Origin of the sequence: Spirosoma sordidisoli, assembly GCF_004138325.1 — a bacterium.
GTDB lineage: Bacteria > Bacteroidota > Bacteroidia > Cytophagales > Spirosomataceae > Spirosoma > Spirosoma sordidisoli.
Genome location: NZ_SBLB01000004.1, coordinates 312,817 through 331,525, shown reverse-complemented (window position 1 = coordinate 331,525; position 18,709 = coordinate 312,817). Strand labels below are relative to the sequence as shown.

General features: G+C 56.6%; 17 protein-coding genes. 8 read left to right on the top strand and 9 right to left on the bottom strand.

The genetic code is table 11. The features are described 5' to 3' along the window. Window positions 1-29 precede the first annotated feature (29 nt). Window positions 30-821 carry a bifunctional 2-polyprenyl-6-hydroxyphenol methylase/3-demethylubiquinol 3-O-methyltransferase UbiG gene (ubiG, locus tag EQG79_RS16305; protein ID WP_077923300.1) on the bottom strand — a complete coding sequence of 264 codons (792 nt, stop codon included), beginning with the start codon at window positions 819-821 and terminating at the stop codon, window positions 30-32. Window positions 822-942: 121 nt separating this feature from the next. Here ubiG and EQG79_RS16300 point away from each other — a divergent pair, with 121 nt between their 5' ends. Then, on the top strand, window positions 943-2,400 hold the full coding sequence (locus tag EQG79_RS16300) for an APC family permease (RefSeq protein WP_077923299.1): 1,458 nt from the start codon (window positions 943-945) through the stop codon (window positions 2,398-2,400). On the opposite strand, the gene EQG79_RS16295 is transcribed toward EQG79_RS16300, so the two are convergent. Continuing rightward, window positions 2,397-2,939 (bottom strand): DUF2231 domain-containing protein, encoded by a 543-nt coding sequence (locus EQG79_RS16295; RefSeq protein ID WP_077923298.1) that lies wholly within the window; start codon window positions 2,937-2,939, stop codon window positions 2,397-2,399. The genes EQG79_RS16300 and EQG79_RS16295 overlap by 4 nt on opposite strands. A 162-nt stretch (window positions 2,940-3,101) precedes the next feature. Between EQG79_RS16295 and EQG79_RS16290 the strand changes: the two genes are divergently transcribed. Beyond that, window positions 3,102-4,448: a peptidoglycan DD-metalloendopeptidase family protein gene (locus EQG79_RS16290; RefSeq protein WP_129602599.1), complete on the top strand. Its 1,347-nt coding sequence runs from the start codon at window positions 3,102-3,104 to the stop codon at window positions 4,446-4,448. A 165-nt stretch (window positions 4,449-4,613) separates the two neighbouring features. On the opposite strand, the gene EQG79_RS16285 is transcribed toward EQG79_RS16290, so the two are convergent. From EQG79_RS16285 to atpA, 4 genes are all read right to left on the bottom strand, one after another. After that, window positions 4,614-4,886: a hypothetical protein gene (locus EQG79_RS16285; RefSeq protein WP_236648879.1), complete on the bottom strand. Its 273-nt coding sequence runs from the start codon at window positions 4,884-4,886 to the stop codon at window positions 4,614-4,616. Between the two features lie 120 nt (window positions 4,887-5,006). Next, complete coding sequence (locus EQG79_RS16280; protein WP_077923295.1) at window positions 5,007-5,582, bottom strand: DUF4136 domain-containing protein; 576 nt, start codon at window positions 5,580-5,582, stop codon at window positions 5,007-5,009. A 396-nt stretch (window positions 5,583-5,978) separates the two neighbouring features. Further along, on the bottom strand, window positions 5,979-6,863 hold the full coding sequence (gene atpG, locus EQG79_RS16275) for an ATP synthase F1 subunit gamma (RefSeq protein ID WP_077923294.1): 885 nt from the start codon (window positions 6,861-6,863) through the stop codon (window positions 5,979-5,981). 98 nt (window positions 6,864-6,961) lie between these two features. Further along, entirely contained in the window at window positions 6,962-8,536 is a 1,575-nt protein-coding gene (gene atpA, locus EQG79_RS16270; protein ID WP_077923293.1) for a F0F1 ATP synthase subunit alpha, read from the bottom strand. Between the two features lie 356 nt (window positions 8,537-8,892). Here atpA and EQG79_RS16265 point away from each other — a divergent pair, with 356 nt between their 5' ends. From EQG79_RS16265 to EQG79_RS16255, 3 genes are all read left to right on the top strand, one after another. Then, window positions 8,893-9,660 (top strand): FKBP-type peptidyl-prolyl cis-trans isomerase, encoded by a 768-nt coding sequence (locus tag EQG79_RS16265; protein WP_255376584.1) that lies wholly within the window; start codon window positions 8,893-8,895, stop codon window positions 9,658-9,660. A gap of 89 nt (window positions 9,661-9,749) precedes the next feature. Further along, complete coding sequence (locus tag EQG79_RS16260; protein WP_077923292.1) at window positions 9,750-11,834, top strand: carboxy terminal-processing peptidase; 2,085 nt, start codon at window positions 9,750-9,752, stop codon at window positions 11,832-11,834. A gap of 87 nt (window positions 11,835-11,921) precedes the next feature. After that, a complete protein-coding gene (locus EQG79_RS16255) occupies window positions 11,922-12,161 on the top strand; it encodes a hypothetical protein (protein WP_129602597.1) in 240 nt (79 codons plus the stop codon). Window positions 12,162-12,163: 2 nt separating this feature from the next. On the opposite strand, the gene EQG79_RS16250 is transcribed toward EQG79_RS16255, so the two are convergent. Next, window positions 12,164-13,516, bottom strand: coding sequence for an MATE family efflux transporter (locus EQG79_RS16250; RefSeq protein WP_129602595.1), 1,353 nt, complete (start codon window positions 13,514-13,516; stop codon window positions 12,164-12,166). 157 nt (window positions 13,517-13,673) lie between these two features. Between EQG79_RS16250 and EQG79_RS16245 the strand changes: the two genes are divergently transcribed. The 3 genes from EQG79_RS16245 to EQG79_RS16235 all read left to right on the top strand — a co-directional run bounded on the left by EQG79_RS16245 (window position 13,674) and on the right by EQG79_RS16235 (window position 16,799). After that, window positions 13,674-14,462, top strand: coding sequence for a DUF4290 domain-containing protein (locus EQG79_RS16245; RefSeq protein WP_077923342.1), 789 nt, complete (start codon window positions 13,674-13,676; stop codon window positions 14,460-14,462). 110 nt (window positions 14,463-14,572) lie between these two features. Beyond that, window positions 14,573-15,880, top strand: coding sequence for a UDP-N-acetylglucosamine 1-carboxyvinyltransferase (gene murA / locus EQG79_RS16240; RefSeq protein WP_077923289.1), 1,308 nt, complete (start codon window positions 14,573-14,575; stop codon window positions 15,878-15,880). 259 nt (window positions 15,881-16,139) lie between these two features. Further along, window positions 16,140-16,799: a DUF305 domain-containing protein gene (locus EQG79_RS16235; protein ID WP_077923288.1), complete on the top strand. Its 660-nt coding sequence runs from the start codon at window positions 16,140-16,142 to the stop codon at window positions 16,797-16,799. A 95-nt stretch (window positions 16,800-16,894) separates the two neighbouring features. On the opposite strand, the gene EQG79_RS16230 is transcribed toward EQG79_RS16235, so the two are convergent. Both EQG79_RS16230 and EQG79_RS16225 read right to left on the bottom strand, forming a co-directional pair. Further along, window positions 16,895-17,680 carry a ferritin-like domain-containing protein gene (locus EQG79_RS16230; protein WP_077923287.1) on the bottom strand — a complete coding sequence of 262 codons (786 nt, stop codon included), beginning with the start codon at window positions 17,678-17,680 and terminating at the stop codon, window positions 16,895-16,897. Between the two features lie 15 nt (window positions 17,681-17,695). Beyond that, on the bottom strand, window positions 17,696-18,457 hold the full coding sequence (locus EQG79_RS16225; protein WP_077923286.1) for a ferritin-like domain-containing protein: 762 nt from the start codon (window positions 18,455-18,457) through the stop codon (window positions 17,696-17,698). Window positions 18,458-18,709: the final 252 nt, after the last annotated feature.

Here is an 18,709-nt window from a genome sequence, read left to right as displayed (position 1 = left end):
CGGACCACGGAATCAGGATGCTAAGGCTGTTAGTGAGCCTGCTTACGGCCCCAGCCCATGTAGCAGAGGCTGGTGTCGCGGCCTTCGCGCATCTTCATGCGTTCGCCCAGCTGGCGGAATGTCCAGCGGCCGGCTGTGCGCTGACGAAGGTAATAGAGTGTTTTGAGTACGTTGTAGTCGGCTACCATGCCGCGGGTTTGTTGGTTGACCAGGCCGACCTGCTTAAGGGTCTGGCTGAGCTCAGCGGGGGTAATAAAGCGGTCGTAGCGATGCTGATCGGGCTGCATGAACGACCAGCGCGGCCAGTCCTGCGCAATTTTGATCAGGAAGAGCCAGCTCAGCCACGTTCGGTTCACGGTGTCGTAGAAAAAAAGGCCGCCCGGTTTCAGCACCCGGCTGATCTCGCGGATGACCGTATCGACATCGCGGACGTGCTCAAGGACGTCGCAGCAGCTGACATAATCGAAAGACGCATCGGCAAAAGGAAGTCGCTCTCCTTCGCCAACCACATACGTAATGGGAAGCTGTTGCTGGCTGGCATGATGGCGCGCCGTATCGATGGCCGAAGCCGAGGGGTCGATGCCTACCACCTGCATACCCATCTGCGTAAAGGCTTCGGCCAGGATACCGCCCCCACAACCTACATCGAGTAGGGTGGCGTGTTTGATGGGCACCTGCTGTTGCTGAAGAATACGCCGGAAGTAGCCCATACGAGCGGGATTGACGGAGGTTTCGAGCATGAAAAACAACTCATCGGGATCCCACCAGATGTCGCGGTCGGCGTTGTATACGGTATTGTTCGTGACTGGTTGAGCAAGCATAGGTCGACAGAATGGCCAGCGGTTCGCCGGTACATACTAACCCGATAGGACCCATCCTGTTCAGACAACTTGCTTTTTCGGCGGTTGCGATGCTTCTTGTAACACTTATCACCCCTGACGCATGGCCGAACAACTCCTGACCGAAGAGAAGACCGATTTTAAACGCTCGCTGAGCCTGCTTGATTCAACACTTATCGTTTCCGGCTCCATGATCGGTTCGGGGGTGTTTATCGTTACCGCCGACATGGCCCGCAACCTGGGGTCGTCGGGCTGGCTGCTCATGCTTTGGGTGCTGACGGGGGTGTTGACGGTAGCGGCAGCGCTGAGTTACGGTGAGTTGGCCGGTATGATGCCCAAAGCGGGTGGTCAGTACATCTACATCCAGCGGGCGTTTGGCTCGCTGACGGGGTTTGTTTACGGCTGGACGGTCTTCACCGTCATTCAGACCGGCACCATAGCGGCTGTAGCCGTAGCGTTCACGAAATATACTGCGGTATTTATTCCGGCACTTAGCCCCGACAACGTGTTGCTGGTACTCGGGCCGATCAAGATTTCGGCGGGGTCGCTGTTTGCCATTGCCAGCCTGGTGCTGCTGACCTGGCTCAACAGCCGGGGGGTGCAGAGCGGTAAGCTGATTCAGAATGTATTCACCTCGGCCAAACTACTGGCCCTGGTCGGGTTAATCGTAGTGGGCATTACGCTGGGCCTGAGTACGGGTTTGCTGGGTACCAACCTCGAAAATGCCTGGGAGGCCAGTACAGCCACGGCTACCGGCGAGGTGCTGCCGCTGACTGGCATGGCGCTGCTGCTGGCTTTCGGTACGTCAATGATTGGATCGCTCTTCTCGGCCGACGCCTGGAATAACGTAACGTTCATTGCGGGCGAGATCAAGAACCCCCGCCGGAATATTCCGCTGGCCCTGTTCTTCGGAACGGTGATCGTAACCGTTATCTACTTCCTGGCCAACGTCTCGTACCTATCGCTGTTGCCCCTCAAAGGCTCTCCCCTGGCTACGGACATCGTCGGGCGCGGTATCCAGTTTGCCGAAGCCGACCGGGTGGCTACGGCGGCCGTTTCGACGCTGTTTGGTAACGTGGCTGTGGCCATCATGGCCGTGCTGATCATGATTTCGACCTTCGGCTGTAACAACGGGCTGATTCTGGCCGGAGCGCGCCTGTATTACGCCATGGCGAAGGACGGCCTGTTTCTAAAGCAGGGGGCCGAACTGAACCGTAACTCGGTACCTGGTAAAGCGCTCTGGTACCAGTGTATCTGGGGGTCGCTGCTGTGTTTGTCGGGTAAGTACGGTGATCTGCTCGACTACTGTACGTTCGCGTCGCTGATATTTTACATGATCACCATTGCCGGGCTGTTTCGGCTCCGGCGTACCGAGCCCAGCGCCGAGCGACCCTACCGGGCATTCGGATACCCGATCGTGCCAGCTCTGTACATTGGCGCTACGCTGCTTATCTGTGTAATTCTGCTGTATACGAAGACGTTCAATACCGGCATGGGCCTGCTGATTGCGGGATTGGGTATTCCGGTTTACTACCTCACCAAACGAAGCCAAAAGGCCTAGGCAAACCGCTGATGACTTCGCGGGTCGGTAACCCGCCCCCCTTTTCCATCTATATCCGTAGCCGGCCGACCCGATAGCGAATTGGGCGCGTTGAGGTGCGCGCCATCGTCGACACCAACACCCAGCCGCTCCACCAGCTCACTGCCCATCCAGCCCGTTACCCCGGCCAGGGCAAAGGCAACGAAGGAAAGGCTCATGGCTACGACCGACGGTACGTGGCCCGCTTCGTCGCGCCGGAACAGCCAGCTGACGGCGAACAGTAGCAGGACAACCACGTTGCCTACGCCATGCAGCAAACCGATGCGCTTGGCGCGGGTGCCGCCCGGAATAGCCAGCCAGTCGATCCAGCCGGGCAGAGCCGCAGCCACCCCGCCCAGCAGGCCCGCTACCACCATCCAGTACGCTACCAGTGCAAACACCGAATTGTCGGTTAGCAGATAAACCACGTCGAAAAGAACCGCCGTTGCCAGTAGGCCCAGCGGAAAAACGATTAGGATAGGGTGGGCCGCGTGACCCGCCAGTTTAGCCTGGCTTTCCATAACGTATGCTGTTTACATATAATGCCTATCAACATACTTGATTTTTCTTTGTTCACCCTATAATCCGTAAGGAAGCCGGTAGCTATTTACCGGTACCGGCGCATTGCCGGACCCGTGGAAAATACGGGCGGTGTAAAATTCGTTTGCTACTATAGGCATAGTATGATAAATAAACTTGTATCTCGTTATTGGCTGGCCCCCCTGCTGGCGGGGTGTTTGGGGGCGTGTACCGGCGTAGGACCTACAGCCAGTCTGTTCCGGCCATCCTCGCTTCATGATCAGTATGGACAGTCGCTCAAAACGGCTAAACTCGATAAAACCGCCCTCGGTACCGACTGGATAACGGCTGGCGAACGGGCCCTGACCGACTCGCTTCGGATTACGGTGCCGTACCGGGAAAGCGGCTACTTTTCGGCTTCCAGGGCATTTGCGGTTGGGTACCGGATCGATGTCCAGCGGGGCGATCGGATGCTGGTGCGGGTAGAAACGCAGGGCCGTTCCGACACGCAGGTGTTCATCGACATATTCGCGCTCGATTCCCGCAATCGGACCAGTCTGGTAGCCAGCTCCAAAGCCGATACGAACGTACTGGCCTGGGAGCCTCGTAAAACCCAGACTTACCTGATTCGGATACAGCCTGAACTGCTCCGGACCGGGCGTTATACGGTATCGATTACCCGCGAGCCGGCCTTGAGTTTTCCGGTACAGGGCCGCGACAGCCGACAGATCAGCAGTTTCTTCGGGGCGTCGCGCGATGCCGGTCGCCGGCGACACGAAGGGGTCGACATCTTCGCCCCCCGCGGAACTCCCGCCGTGGCTGCCGTCGATGGTGTGGTTACGGGCGTTGGCACCAATAGCCTGGGCGGAAACGTGGCTTTCCTGACCGACAACGAACGGAATATACGGCTCTACTACGCCCACCTCGACCGCTGGCATGTGACCAACGGGCAGCGCGTGTCGGTAGGGGATACAATCGGGTTTGTGGGGAACACGGGAGACGCCCGTACTACGGGCCCACACCTGCATTTTGGCATTTACGGATTTAGCGAAGGTGCCACTGATCCGCTTCCGTTTATCCGGCTGGGGCGGGGTCCGGCCCGGCAGGTCCTGCTCGACGATGCCCGGCTGGGCGATTCAGTTCGGGTATCGGTAGCCCGGTCGACGGTGCGTCTGTCTCCCACCAGCGACTCGCCCGTACTGCGTGAGGTAGCCAGAGAGGCCGGGGCGGTAATAGTAGGTGGTACGCAGGCCTGGCTACGGGTCGAGCTGCCCGACGGTCTGGTGGGTTATGTAACCAGCAAGGCTACCGAACCCGTCAGACGGCCGCTGCGGAGCCTGCGCCTGACTACGCCGGGTAACCTGCTCGATACGGCGGATGCGTCGGCGGCTACGATCGATACGCTGGCTGCCGGCACCCCGCTGGAGGTACTGGCCACAACGGGCTCGTTTCAGCTCGTACGGCGACCAAACGGGCAAACCGGCTGGCTGTTGCGCCCGGCCGGTCCGTAACCGAATGCCGGAAGAATCGTTGCATTAGGATACAAAAAAAAGCCTCCTGAGTCAGGGGGCTTTTTCGTAACGTACTTGCCAGATTAGTGTGTGGATGGTGTCATATAAGCTGGCATGGATGAATATATTGAGAGGATATTTACTGCATCTATATTGAGAGAACGTTCACTGCATGGTCCATGACACCTGCCGAAGCACATCCAGAGAATCTGCTTTGGGTACATACCCCCAGGAGGTGTCGACAGGGGCTTCTGACGAATTGGTATCGCAATCCTGCAGGCGTTCCTGAAGGGTTTTGATCTGTCCCTGCTGCTGGGTTAGGTTACGTCTGAGATCGGTCGTCTCGTCGGCCAGCCGCTGATGACGGTAGTAAGCAACCGCAAGCAGGCCCGCAATGCCCATCAGCAGCACCAACACGACTGTCAAAAGCGAATACACAACTCCTCGATTTACGGCAGACATAACACCCTTATGACCAAAAATTCATGAAAGGTCACCACAAAAAAAGTCTGCAACCTATTAAAGTTGCAGACTTTTCAATGGAGGGTATATGCCTGGTTAGCGAGCCGCTCCGTAGTCCTGTCCGGCACTCTCGGGGAAGTTCTTCATGATGCTGGTCACCGTCTCGCGGAACGCCTGATCGCGGTCGCGCTCTTTGTTCCGGTTGTTAAGCTGACCCGTTGCCCATCCCTGCCATACGATGTCGTTGGTACGGGCGTCGATGACGTTGATCACCACCCGGTTTTCTTCATACTGCCGGGAGTAAACCTGGTTTGGCATGCCCCAGCCGCCCCAACCCCAGCCCCAGGGGCTCATGGTGTTGTTCGACTGAATTTGCTGCCGGTCGCGGGCGTCGGTAAAGAACCGGACAACCAGATCGGCTTCGCCCTGGGTGACGGGTTTGTAACCGCGAGCTTTGAGCGACTGGTCGAGCGCGTCGGCAATCCGGCGCTGGTTCAGGTTGCTCCCCACAATCGGGTCGGCATTGCGCTGCCGGTCGGCTTCGATGCGGTAGGTCGTGAACTGACGAACGTTCACTTTGGGGTCGTAATCGTACTTGACCGTAATGGCCGGGGCGCAGGACGCCAGCGTACCGACGACGAACAGACTGCTGATTATGCCTTTGAGTTTCATGAGTTTTTGTATCGTTAAGCGGTGTCAAACCAACTACTAAACGCACTGGATTGTGTTGTTCGTATGTGACATCTAAATAACTAAATGGCCCTGGTATTGGTTCCGGAAATGATGCGCTTTATTTGTTCCTGATTGTCCGTCAATATGTTGATAATCAGCAGGTAACAAGGCGTTCTGCCGGCTACTGTTATAAATGAACAGCCGGTGACGTCGGGCGCGGTTACATCCACGATTACGGTACGTGCCGGCCGGCCATTTCGTTGCAGAAAAGAAGCCGGGTAGTACGTCTCGTTTGCCGCCGATGTTCAATAACGGTCTACTTTATACAGGACCCAAAAAAAGACCCTGCCGTTTACCAGCAGGGTCTTTTTTTTATGGAACCGGAATGGAAGTGGCTTAGGCATTGGCCAGCGCTTCGGCACCACCCACGATTTCGAGAATTTCGGTCGTGATGGCGGCCTGGCGGGTTCGGTTGTAAACCAGCTTCAGCTCTTTCAACAACTCACCGGCGTTGTCGGTCGCCTTGTCCATGGCCGTCATCCGCGCCCCGTGCTCTGAAGCGTTGGAGTCCAGAACGGCTTTGTACAGCTGCGTTTTGAGCGTCTTGGGAATCAGTTCGGTAACGATCTCCTCTTCCGATGGCTCAAAGGTGTAGTTGATGGCAGCGGCCGCACCGGCTGCCGGGGGCGTTGCTACGATGGGCAACATCTGCTCGGCCCGTACGATCTGGACAGCCGCGTTTTTAAATTCGTTGTAGATAATCTCTACGGCGTCGTAGCGTCCGGCGGCAAAACCGTCCATGGCTTCTTCGGCGGCTATTTTCACCGTTCCGAAATTCAGCGACCCAAAGGTGTTGACGTGCGTCGTGTTGACCCGGAAGCCCCGGCGCTGAAATGCTTCGGCGCCTTTCTTCCCGATCGCCATGATCTCTACATTACCCGAACGAGCCTGGGCTGCATACTTCTGATCGAGCAGCGTCAACGCGCCTTTTACGGCGTTGGTGTTAAACGCGCCACACAGCCCGCGGTCTGAGGTAACGACAATCAACAGCACCCGCTCAACAGGACGTGCCTGCTTGTACGGGCTATCTGACGCCGTTTCGGCCCCGGCCGATACCGTGCCCAGCATCTGGCTCAGCTTCTGGGCGTAAGGCCGCAACTGCGTAATATTGTCCTGCGCCCGACGTAGCTTGGCAGCCGCCACCATTTTCATGGCTTTGGTAATCTGCTGGGTCGAGTTGACCGACGCTATCCGGTTGCGTACTTCTTTTAGAGATGCCATAGTTCAGTGAGCGGTATTCAGTGAACAGTTTTCGGTTTACGATGGCCGACCAGCGGGCCGTTAATCATAAACCGAAAACTGAAGACCGTAAACCCAGATTAATAATTTGCCGACAGATCGGCTGCTACTTTCTTGATGGCAGCGGTGGCTTCGTCGGTCAGTTTGCCAGCCCGCAGGTCGGCCAGTACGTTGGGGTACTGAGCGTCCAGCACGGCGGCAAATTCGCCTTCAAAGGTTTTTACTTTGCTGACCGGCACCTTATCCATCATACCGTTAATCGATGCGTAGATGATGGCAACCTGCTGCTCTACCTTCACCGGCGAGTACTGCGGCTGCTTCAGGATCTCCTGGTTCCGCCGACCACGTTCGATGGTCAGTTTGGTTGAGGCATCGAGGTCAGAACCGAATTTGGCAAACGCTTCGAGCTCGCGGAACTGAGCCTGGTCGAGTTTCAGCGTACCAGCCACTTTCTTCATCGACTTGATCTGCGCGTTACCACCCACCCGCGATACCGAAATACCTACGTTGATGGCCGGACGGATACCGGCGTTGAACAGGTTCGACTCCAGGAAGATCTGACCGTCGGTGATCGAGATTACGTTGGTCGGGATGTAAGCCGATACGTCACCGGCCTGCGTTTCGATGATGGGCAGCGCCGTCAGCGAACCACCGCCTTTAACCTTATCCTTCAGGACAGGGGGCAGGTCGTTCATGTTGCGGGCAATCTCATCGTTGGCGTTGATTTTGGCGGCCCGCTCCAGCAGACGGCTGTGCAGGTAGAATACGTCGCCGGGATAGGCTTCGCGTCCTGGTGGCCGACGCAGCAGCAGCGATACTTCGCGGTAAGCAACGGCCTGTTTCGACAGATCGTCATACACAACCAGGGCCGGACGACCCGTATCGCGGAAGTACTCGCCGATGGCAGCCCCCGTAAACGGAGCAAAGAACTGCATCGGTGAAGGGTCAGAGGCACTGGCCGATACGACTACCGTATAGTCCATAGCACCCGCTTTGCGGAGCGTCTGCTCTACCTGCTTCACGGTCGACGCTTTCTGACCGCAGGCTACGTAGATACAGAATACCGGCTCGCCTTTGTCAAAGAATTCTTTCTGGTTGATGATCGTGTCAACAGCCACGGCGGTTTTACCCGTCTGGCGGTCGCCGATGATCAGCTCGCGCTGGCCCCGACCGATGGGGATCATGGCGTCGATAGCTTTGATACCTGTCTGCAGCGGTTCGTTTACCGGCTGGCGATAGATTACGCCCGGTGCTTTACGCTCCAGCGGCATCGGATACAGCTCGCCCTGAATAGGACCGAGACCGTCGATAGGCTGACCGAGGGTGTTAACAACCCGGCCCAGGATACCATCGCCCACGTTTACGTAGGCAATCTGGTCGGTGCGCTTAACGGTATCGCCTTCTTTTACTTCCGAGTAGTCGCCGAGCAATACGGCTCCTACGTTATCTTCTTCGAGGTTCAGCGCCATAGCCTGAAGCCCATTGTCGAACGACAGCAATTCGCCGGCCTGCACTTTCGAGAGGCCGTAGATACGCGCTACGCCGTCGCCGATTTGCAGCACCGTACCGACTTCTTCGAGTTCAGCTTCTGACTGTGTGCCGGCTAATTGCTGGCGCAGAATGGCCGATATCTCGTCGGGTCTTACGGATTCCATATGTATTGGGATGAGTTAAAACGATTGATTTTTCGGCCGCAAAGGTACGACTAAAATTTCATAAAAACGTGTTAATTCTCGTTTTCGCTTCCTGTAAATTAGACTTTTCCGATACGTTCGGTCGATTGGGCCAGGCCGCTGGGCCGTGCGAAAAACCGTTCGTCCCGATTCAGCGTATTTTTACGAGCCCGGGATTGCAGCCTGGCGTGAAAAATGCTACTTTTATCAAACGCAAAATCGATCTGAAAAGGAGGTTAAAATTTCCCGGAAAGCAATCATTGCCAAACTTTTCCGTTATCCGTTCGTGTTTTACCAATAAATACCTTTTTGTTACAATCACCCTGTTACTTGTTCGCATGAAGTTCAACCAATGGATGTTGGCCGGTATGGTATCGGCCGTTTTTGTGGCCGGTTCGGCCTCCGCGCAAACGAAAAAACCTGCTCCCAAACCGGCCGCCCGCCCGGCTGCCGCTCCGCCCCGGCCCGCTGCTGCCGGTGCCATTACCTCCAGTCGTGATTCAATCAGCTATAGCATAGGCCTGTTCATGGCGCAGAGCCTAAAGCAGCAGGGCATGACCGATCTGAATAACGCGCTGCTGGCGCAGGGACTGGAAGACGCGCTAAAAGGACAAAAAACCCGGTTGACCATTGACGAGGCTGGCGCTGTGATGAATGCTTTCCAGCAGAAGCAGTTTGCCGCCAAGAATGCCGAAGCCATGAAGGAGTCGGCCGAGAACAAGAAAATAGGAAACGCGTTTCTGGCTGAGAACAAGGCGAAGGCTGGTGTGACCACGACCGCCAGCGGACTGCAATATTCAGTCGAAAAAGAAGGCACGGGTGCCAAACCAACAGCCTCGGATCGGGTTAAAGTACACTACACCGGTAAACTGCTCGACGGTAAAGTATTCGACAGTTCGGTCGAGCGCGGTCAGCCCGCCGAGTTTGGCGTTTCGGAAGTAATCAAAGGCTGGACAGAAGCGTTGCAGCTAATGCCGGTTGGCTCGAAGTGGAAACTATACATCCCGTCTGAGCTGGCCTATGGGGATCGGGCCGCCGGTCCTGACATCAAACCCGGATCAACGCTGGTGTTTGACGTCGAGTTGTTGGATATCGTTAAACAATAAATGAGCGAAAAGGTGAACCGACCACAGGGCGTACCGACGACCAGATAATTCGTCCGCTGAGCTGTTCACCTTTTCATCAACGAAAGCGGATGAAAAAATATCTGGTAACCCTTGTACCCGTGCTGATGCTGAGCTTTCAGCCGGATTCGCCTTCGGGAGCGTCTACCCCGGGCAGTGCATCCATGCGCACCGTCTCATCCGGCCCCATCGACGAACTGAAACCGTCGATGTCGCAGGAGAAAGTAGAGACACTGGTGGCTAAACTGCTGACGACCTACCACTACCGGAAAGTTCGGCTGAACGATTCGCTGTCGTCGGTTGTATGGGACAACTACCTGAAAGAGGTCGATAATAATAAAACGTACCTGCTGGCGTCTGACGTGGCCGCTTTCGAGAAATACCGGTATCAGATCGACGACGCCCTCGTCAATGGCGACCTGACGGCTGCCTACGATCTGTACAATGTATTCCGGAAGCGCTACCAGGAGCGCAGTACGTTCATTAAAGAACAGCTGAAGAAGCCGTTCACGTTTACCGCCGACGAAAGCTTCAACACCGACCGCGAAAAAGCGGCCTGGCCAAAATCGGTCGACGAGCAAAATGATCTGTGGCGTAAAATTCTGAAGAACCAGGCTCTGGAGCTGAAGCTGGGCAACCGGAGCGACAGTGCGGTAACGGCTACCATGACGCAGCGCTACAACAACCTCGACCGGGCGATCAACCGGATCAAGAGCGCCGAGGTATTTCAGCTGTACATGAACTCGTTTGCCGAAGCACTCGACCCGCATACCAACTACCTATCGCCCAGCAATGCTGACCGGTTCAATCAGGAAATGAGCCAGTCGCTGGAAGGAATCGGGGCTATGTTGCAGGAAGATGGCGATTACATCAAAATCACGAGCGTACTGCCCGGCGGACCAGCATTTAAGAGCAACCTGCTGAAAACCAACGACAAGATTGCGGGGGTGGCCCAGGGCGATAATGGCCCGATGGTCAACACCATGAACTGGCAGGTCGACGAAGTGGTCAAACTGATCAAAGGACCCAAAGGAACCGTAGTCCGGCTGCATGTCGTATCGCCCGATGCGATTGCCGGTGCACCGCCGAAAGAAATCCGTCTGGTTCGTGAGAAAATCAAACTGGAAGAGCAGCGTGCCAAGAAAGAAACCATCGAAGTATCGGACAACGGCCGTACGTTCAAGATCGGTGTGATCAACATTCCGATGTTCTACCGCGACTTTGAAGGTGCCCGTCGGCGTGAAGAAGGGTTCAGCAGCACGACCAGCGACGTGAAGAAGTTCGTTGAAGAGCTGAAAGGCGAGAAAGTAGACGGTATCGTCATCGACCTGCGCGATAATGGCGGTGGGTCGCTGACCGAAGCCATCGACCTGACGGGTCTCTTTATTCCGAAAGGCCCGGTTGTTCAGGTTAAAGAATCGACCGGCGAAACCGAAGTGTATTCGGATAAAGACGGCGGGTCGGTATTCTACGACGGTCCGATGGCGGTGCTGGTAAACCGGTTCAGCGCGTCGGCATCGGAAATTTTTGCCGCGGCTATTCAGGATTATAAGCGGGGCATCATTGTCGGTGGCCAGACGTTTGGTAAGGGTACGGTACAAACGCTGATCGATCTGAACCAGTGGCTGCCCAAAGAGCCCGAGAAGGTGGGTCAGGTGAAAATGACGATCCAGAAGTTCTACCGTATCAACGGCAGCAGCACCCAGCATCGGGGCGTTACGCCGGATGTTGAACTCCCCTCGGCATTCTCGGCCGAAGAGTACGGCGAAAGCTCACAGCCAAGCGCCCTGCCCTGGGATCAGATCAACGCAACCCGCTACGAACAATCGCGCGGGATCGATGACAAGATCCTGACCCGGCTGCGGACCCGGTTCGATCAGCGGCTGAAGTCGGACCCCGAGCTGAAGCAACTGGCGCAGGATCTGGCCGACTTCCGGAAAGCCAAGGAGAACACGGTTGTATCGCTCCTCGAGAGCAAACGCCGGAAAGAGCGGGAAGAAGCCGAGCGGAAGCGGGCCGCTGCCAGCAAAGTATCGCAGGTGACGGCACCGATCGACGAAACCGGATCGCCCAATGCGCCCAAGAAAAAGAAAGACCTGTTTCTGAACGAAGCCGGTCTGGTACTGGCCGATTACATCCTGGCCGTTAATAAATAATCAGGGCCAATACTGGCTACCAACCCCGCGCAGCGAACCGTTGCGCGGGGTTTTTGTTACTACTCTACGCCAGCCATCCAGCTTCTTATGTGGTACTTTCTGATCAGACAGGATAGTCTCGACACTGCCCAATACCAGGGCCTGCAACGACAGGCTTCGCTTACCGAGGTCGAACTCTTCAACGAACCGTACGCCAACTGGTATGTATTCTCAGTCGAGAAAGACCAGTATCGCGACTTCATCGATCACCTCGACCGGAACGGAATTGCCTACGACCTCACCGCCGACCGTCCTACGCGCGACGAATTGCTGGAAACGATGCGGTAACGCTAGCGCGGAGCCGATTCGGTCAGCATCGGTAGGCGACGTACCCGCTGGAAGAACCGCCAGGTGAGCAGAATGGCCGCCAGGGTCAGCCCGGCCAGCAGACCGATCCAGACACCGACCGCATCGAGGCCGAACGGAAAGGCCAGCACGTAACTCATGGGCAGCGCCACCACCCAGTAGGCAAACAGTGTAATCAGCGTCGGTACGTTTACGTCTGACAGACCCCGCAGGCTGCCCAGGGCCACAACCTGAATACCGTCTGACAGCTGAAAGAAGCCCGCCATGATGACCAGCGTAGCCGCTATGGTCGACACCGCCGGATTGTCGCGGATGTATAACGACACCAGCCATTCGTTGGCCGTCAGGAAGATCAGGGCGGCCAGACTCATGAAGCCGATCGATAGCAGAAACGCAGCTACGCCCGCCCGCCGAACCCCGGCGCTGCTGCGTTGCCCCACGGCAGCCCCAACCCGGATGGCAGCCGCCGATGAGATGCCGGTGGCCATCATGTAGGTCACCGAGGCCATGTTGATCGCAATCTGGTGGGCGGCCAGCCGGTCTTCGCCGAGCCAGCCGACAATCACCACGGCCAGCGAGAAGGTAGCTACCTCAAAAAAGAACGTAAGTCCCCCCGGAATGCCCAGCCGCAGTACAGTCCATACCTCTTTGGTTGTAGGCAGTACCGCATAGGCCGACTCCAGGAACGGCCGGAACTTACCCGACCGGTAGATATAAAGCAGCATCGCCACCGCCATAAATACCCTCGACAGCAGGGTAGCCGTGGCTGACCCCATCAGGCCCATAGCCGGAAAGGGCCCCGCGCCCGTAATGAGCAGGTAGTTGAACCCGGCGTTTAGAAGTAGTGCCAGCAGCGTGATGGCCATAGCTACGCGCGGGTACCGAAGCCCATCGCACAGTTGCCGGGCGGCCACAAAAATCAGTAGCGGAAGCAGCGATGCACTCAGAATCAGCATGAACGTCTGGGCCAGCGCGGTTACTTCAGCCGTTTGCCCGAACAGGTCGAAAAAGTAGGCCAGCAGGGCCGAGAGGCCGCCCAGGAGTAAGCTCAGCAGAACCGCTACCCGCAGGCCCGCCCGAAACAGCCGGTTTACCGCGGCCGGGTCGTTCTGGCTTCGCGCCGTCGAGACCAGCGCGGCCACCACCGTCAGGCCGCCTACGCCCACGCTCGACATCAGAAACGAAAGCGAGTTGGCCAGGCCGGCAGCGCCCAGCGGTACCGCCCCCAGCAGCCGCCCCACAAAAAGATTATCGGTAACCCCCATCAGCACCACCCCCAGCTGGGCAATCACAATCGGTATACTGAGCCGGAGCGTATCGGTCAAATCGGAGCGCATATAGTTGGACAGATGTAAACAGTTGATCAGAATCGGTGTTGTAGCTGGCAAAGGTACGGTTTCCTGTCTTGCCCTATGGACCGTAGCCGAAGAGCGCTGTTCACTGATGGCGGTTTTTCGTACTTTTGCTTTCTTTATCACGAATCCGGCTACGTCCTTGAAAGAATACGGTAGTAGTATCCAGAAGTTAGTTGACAATATGGTCAACATAGAAGACCGGGAGAAGCGTACGCGCTATGCTCATATCCTGGTTGAGTTGATGCGGCAAATCCATCCGAATATGAAAGATGGGCAGGATTACTACAATAAGTTGTGGGACGACCTGTACATCATGTCCGGATTTACCCTCGACGTCGACAGCCCGTATCCTCCGCCATCGGAAGAAGCCCTGGGGAAGAAGCCGCAAACGGTACCGTACAATACCCATCACCTGCGGTTCAAACACTTTGGCCGGAATATCGACCTGCTCATTGCCAAGGCCATCGCGCTCGAAGAACCCGAAGAACGCCGGGCCTTCGTATCGTATCTGACCCGGCTGATGCGTACTTTTTATCAGGCCTGGAACAAAGAATCGGTCGAAGACGAAACCATCTATCAAAGTCTGCTGGAGCTCTCGAACGGAAAGCTGGGCCCCGATATCCAGCTGATTCGGGAAGAGGGTCTGGTCGAAGCAACCCCCCGCGAACGAACCGGCGATCAGGTACAGCCGCAGCGGATTGGCGGGGGTGGAAACAACAACGCCTACCGCAACCAGAACAACCGCAACCGCAACGACGGCCCCGGTCGGCCCAATAACTTTGGCGGACCCAACCGAAATCAGGGTAGCCGACCCAACAACCAGGGCGGGCAGCGTAACTTCGGCAACCGCAACGACCGCGATGGCAACTCGGGCCAGGGCGGGCAGCGACCAAACAACAATCGAAACAATGACCGCAGAAGGCGGTAATTTCTGAACGATGAGTGATGCGCCAGGAGCGGAGCCATACGGCTCCTCTGTGTTTGTTCATGGCCACCAGATTCATTCATCGCTCACCACTCATAACCCAGTATTACATAATGGCATCTTTTCAAATTACCGGTGGGCGTCGGCTCAACGGCGAACTCGTTCCCCAGGGGGCCAAAAATGAAGCCCTGCAGATTCTTTGCGCTGTGCTGTTGACCAAAGAAGCGGTAACTATTCATAATATTCCGGGCATCCGCGATGTGAACCAGCTGATCGAGCTGCTGGGCGATCTGGGCGTATCGGTAACCAGCCTGGGCGAAGGGTCGTACCGGTTCCAGGCCAGTGATGTAAACCTGGATTACCTGGAGACCGAGCAATACAAACGCAAAGCAGCCGCGCTGCGGGGATCGGTCATGCTGCTCGGTCCGATGCTGGCCCGGTTCAAGAAAGGCCGTATTCCTCGTCCTGGTGGGGATAAAATCGGTCGTCGGCGGCTCGACACCCACTTCCTGGGCTTTGAAAAACTGGGGGCTCAGTTCAATTACGATGCCAACGACGGCGGCTATTACCGGGTAGATGCCAGCAACCTGCGCGGCACCTATATGCTGCTGGACGAAGCCTCGGTAACCGGCACGGCCAATGTGCTGATGGCGGCTGTTATGGCCGAAGGCATCACAACGATCTACAACGCGGCCTGCGAGCCATATCTGCAGCAGCTCAGCAAGATGCTGAACTCGATGGGCGCCAAAATCACCGGCGTTGGCTCGAACCTGCTGACCGTTGAGGGCGTATCGGAACTGCATGGTACCGAGCATACCATGCTGCCCGACATGATCGAGATTGGCTCGTTTATCGGGATGGCGGCTATGACCCAGTCTGAAATTACCATCAAAAACTGTCAGATTCCGCAGCTGGGTATTATTCCCGATACGTTCCGGCGGCTCGGTATCCAGATGGAGTTTCGGGGCGACGATATCTTTATTCCGGCGCAGGAACGCTATCAGATCGAAAGTTTTCTGGATGGCGGCATGATGACCGTAGCCGACGCCCCCTGGCCCGGTTTTACGCCCGATCTGCTCAGCATCGTGCTCGTAACGGCCGTACAGGCGCAGGGGACGCTGCTCATCCACCAGAAAATGTTTGAAAGCCGGCTGTTCTTCGTCGACAAGCTGATCGACATGGGCGCGCAGATTATTCTCTGCGATCCACACCGGGCTACTGTAGTGGGGCTGAACCGCCAGTTGCCGCTGAAAGGCATCCGCATGTCATCGCCCGATATCCGGGCCGGGGTGGCTTTACTCATTGCGGCTCTGTCGGCCCAGGGAACCAGTATCATCGACAACATCGAGCAGATTGATCGCGGGTATCAGCACATCGACACCCGGCTCAACGCCATCGGGGCTGAGATCGTACGGTTGTAAGTAATGCCAAGGGCAGCGGTGGCGATCCGTCGCGCCCGGGTGCCGTGGGGGAGAGGGGCGTTCCTGTCTGGGATCGATTGGCTGATGAGCCGTCGCGGGCAGGAGCGCCCCTCTATATAGTAGGTAGCTTCCGCCGGCAGGGCGAGTCAGTAAGCGCCAACGGGACAGTTTGTTACAGCAATTTTGTTTCCCGATAAACCTTTGCGCTTTTTTATGGTCTCATTAGTGTATTGAGAAATTGACAACGTCGCTTTTTCCTATGAAAACCGTACAAAAAACTATCCGCCATCAGGCCGCTCTTCTGTTTGTTGGCGCCCTATCGCTCGGGTCACTGGCTGCCTGCGCGCAGGCCAAACCCGTTTCGTCTACCGGCGCTGCCCGGGCTGCGAGCCAGCCTGAGCCCGCCAAAGCAACGCTGCTTCAGCCCATGCAGCAGATGGTGGCGAAACTAAAAAAGCTACAGGCCACCGGCGACCCTGATTTTGACTATGCTTTCCAGGCCAAGGTGCATAACCAGGGCGTGCAGGACCTGCTGAAGCAGGAGATTGCGAACGGTAAAGATTCGGCGCTGAAAACAATGGCCCAGTCGCTGCTGACGGCGGCCCAGTCGGATATGAACACCATCGACGCCACGGTGAAACAGCTGAAGCCGTCGCGCCCGAACCAGACATTTACGCAGCAGCAGAGCCGCAATATCGAAGCGATGAACCTGAAGCTGCAGCAGACCGGATCGAGCGACAAGCTGACGAGCGATATCGATAAGAATTTCAAAGTGCTGCTGCTCGACCAGCGGCAGGACGCCATCGATCTGGCAACGACCTATCTGCAATATGGCCGCAACAGCACCCTGCGGACCTATGCCGAACAAATGACCGCCAAAGCCAAAGCCGAGATGGAGCAAATCAAAGCCATGCCCTGAGGCTGTTCACACACGAAAAAGGCGTTTTACCGAACCGGGCAGCACGAGTGGTGACTGATCGATCGGGTAAAACGCCTTTTTCTATGAGACGCCGGTTAAGCCAGGAATGGCTTCACAATGGCCAGGATTTCTTCTTTTGTCAGGATTTCGTCCCAGGCTTCGGTCGCGTTCTCGTAGGGAACACCGGGTAGCAGCGCCGATATTTCGAGGTGTTTAACGGCTTCGTCGCCGGCGTAAACCTGGGGCGGGATACCTGGGCTCTGGTTGCCCGTAATCCATCCTTTCTGACCGCGCAGATCCCGAACCTTGGCCGCGTGCCGCGCTTCGACCGAGTGAATCTGCAGGGCTGCCGTCAGGATCGCGTCGTTGCTCATGAGCCGGGGGGCCTGGCCTTTATAAGCCCGAACGCCGGTATCTTCAAACGCCTGCGATACGGTCAGGTAAGTCTGGTAGTTTTTGAAGATATCCGGGAACATGCCTTTGGCTGTAAAGTCAAAAGCGGGTTTGGCGATGGCCGCGCTGCCGAGTACCGATTTCAGGACGGCCACGTGTGCGTTCTCGTGCTTCCGGATCTGCGTGAAGGCAATGCGGGCGGCACTGTCTGTGATCAGACCGGGCATGTCCAGACCAACGTTGTAGAACTCAGCCTCCAGGTATTCGAGCGTGAGGGCAAAATTGAGTACGTCGATGATGTCGGGGTTGAGCCCGGCGGCCTGCCCGTAGGCTTTGTTCAGGGCAGAAGCCAGCACCGTTGGGGCCGCCACGGCAGCGGCTTTCCGGCCGATCATGTTAAACATGCTGCGACGCGATACGTGCGCCAGACGGTCAACTACCTCGCCGTCAACTTTTTCTATTTCGGAGATAATATTCTGTAAATTCATGACAGTCAGGTCGGCTTATGCCATTGGTTTTGGCAGGGTGCTGGTGTTGAGTACTTCTTTGATAAACCGCGATGCCTGCGGTACAACCTGCTCGGGAAGCAGGGCCCGCTCCAGACCCGAAACCGGATCGATAACGTCGTCGCCCGCAAAGTCGGCGCTACCCGGACTGATCAGCTCGCGGATAATGGATGCGTGCCGGGCTTCTACCGATACAATGTTGCCGCTAATGGTCAGGTTGGTAGCACTCGTCAGCAGCTGACCCGCCCCGTTATAGGCCGCCGTTGCCAGGTCGGCAAAACTTTTGGCGGTCTCCAGCACACTCCGGCGACTGTTGAAATCAACACTGCTGTAATCGAGCGTCAGGGTAGGGATGGCGTAGCTGCCCAGTACCTGCTTGAAAAACTCGCGGTGGGTGATTTCCTGATTGCGCAGGTCGAGGAAAACCTGCCGCTCTTTCTGGCTGATGCCCGCATAGGGCCGGTCGTTGACCAGCTCCAGAAAACGCAGTTCGGCCTGTTCCAGCGCGTAGGCATAGTTCAGGATGCCGATATCGCCCGAGCCCAGCTCGATCAGGTCACCCGCCCGGGCGCCTGCCGTTGACCCACCGCCCGGCCCGGCCAGCGGGTCAACAATGGTGTTGGTGCAGGCGCTCATGACAACACCCGTTGCCGTGGCAACACCCACGTACCGCATAAACATCCGCCGTCCTGAGAATACAGGGAGAATTGGCAACACCGATAATGGCCTCTCGGCCGGTGTCTGAGACAATTTTTCCATTAGTGGAACCAGTTATGTTGAGTAAGCTTTCCGCCCATCGGAAAAGCAACAGTATTACTGGATCGGCGACAAACAGTTTTGCATGATCTATAAAATATGTAGACTTACTTATTTTATTGAGTAAGCGGTAGCAGCCGGACCGAATGCTCACTGGCGGGTCATTTTACGTACGGTCTGTAACCTATATACGTAGCCCAAATTCGAAGGCTATCGGGAGGTCGTCTGCGACCGGGGCGTGTTCCGAAATAGCCC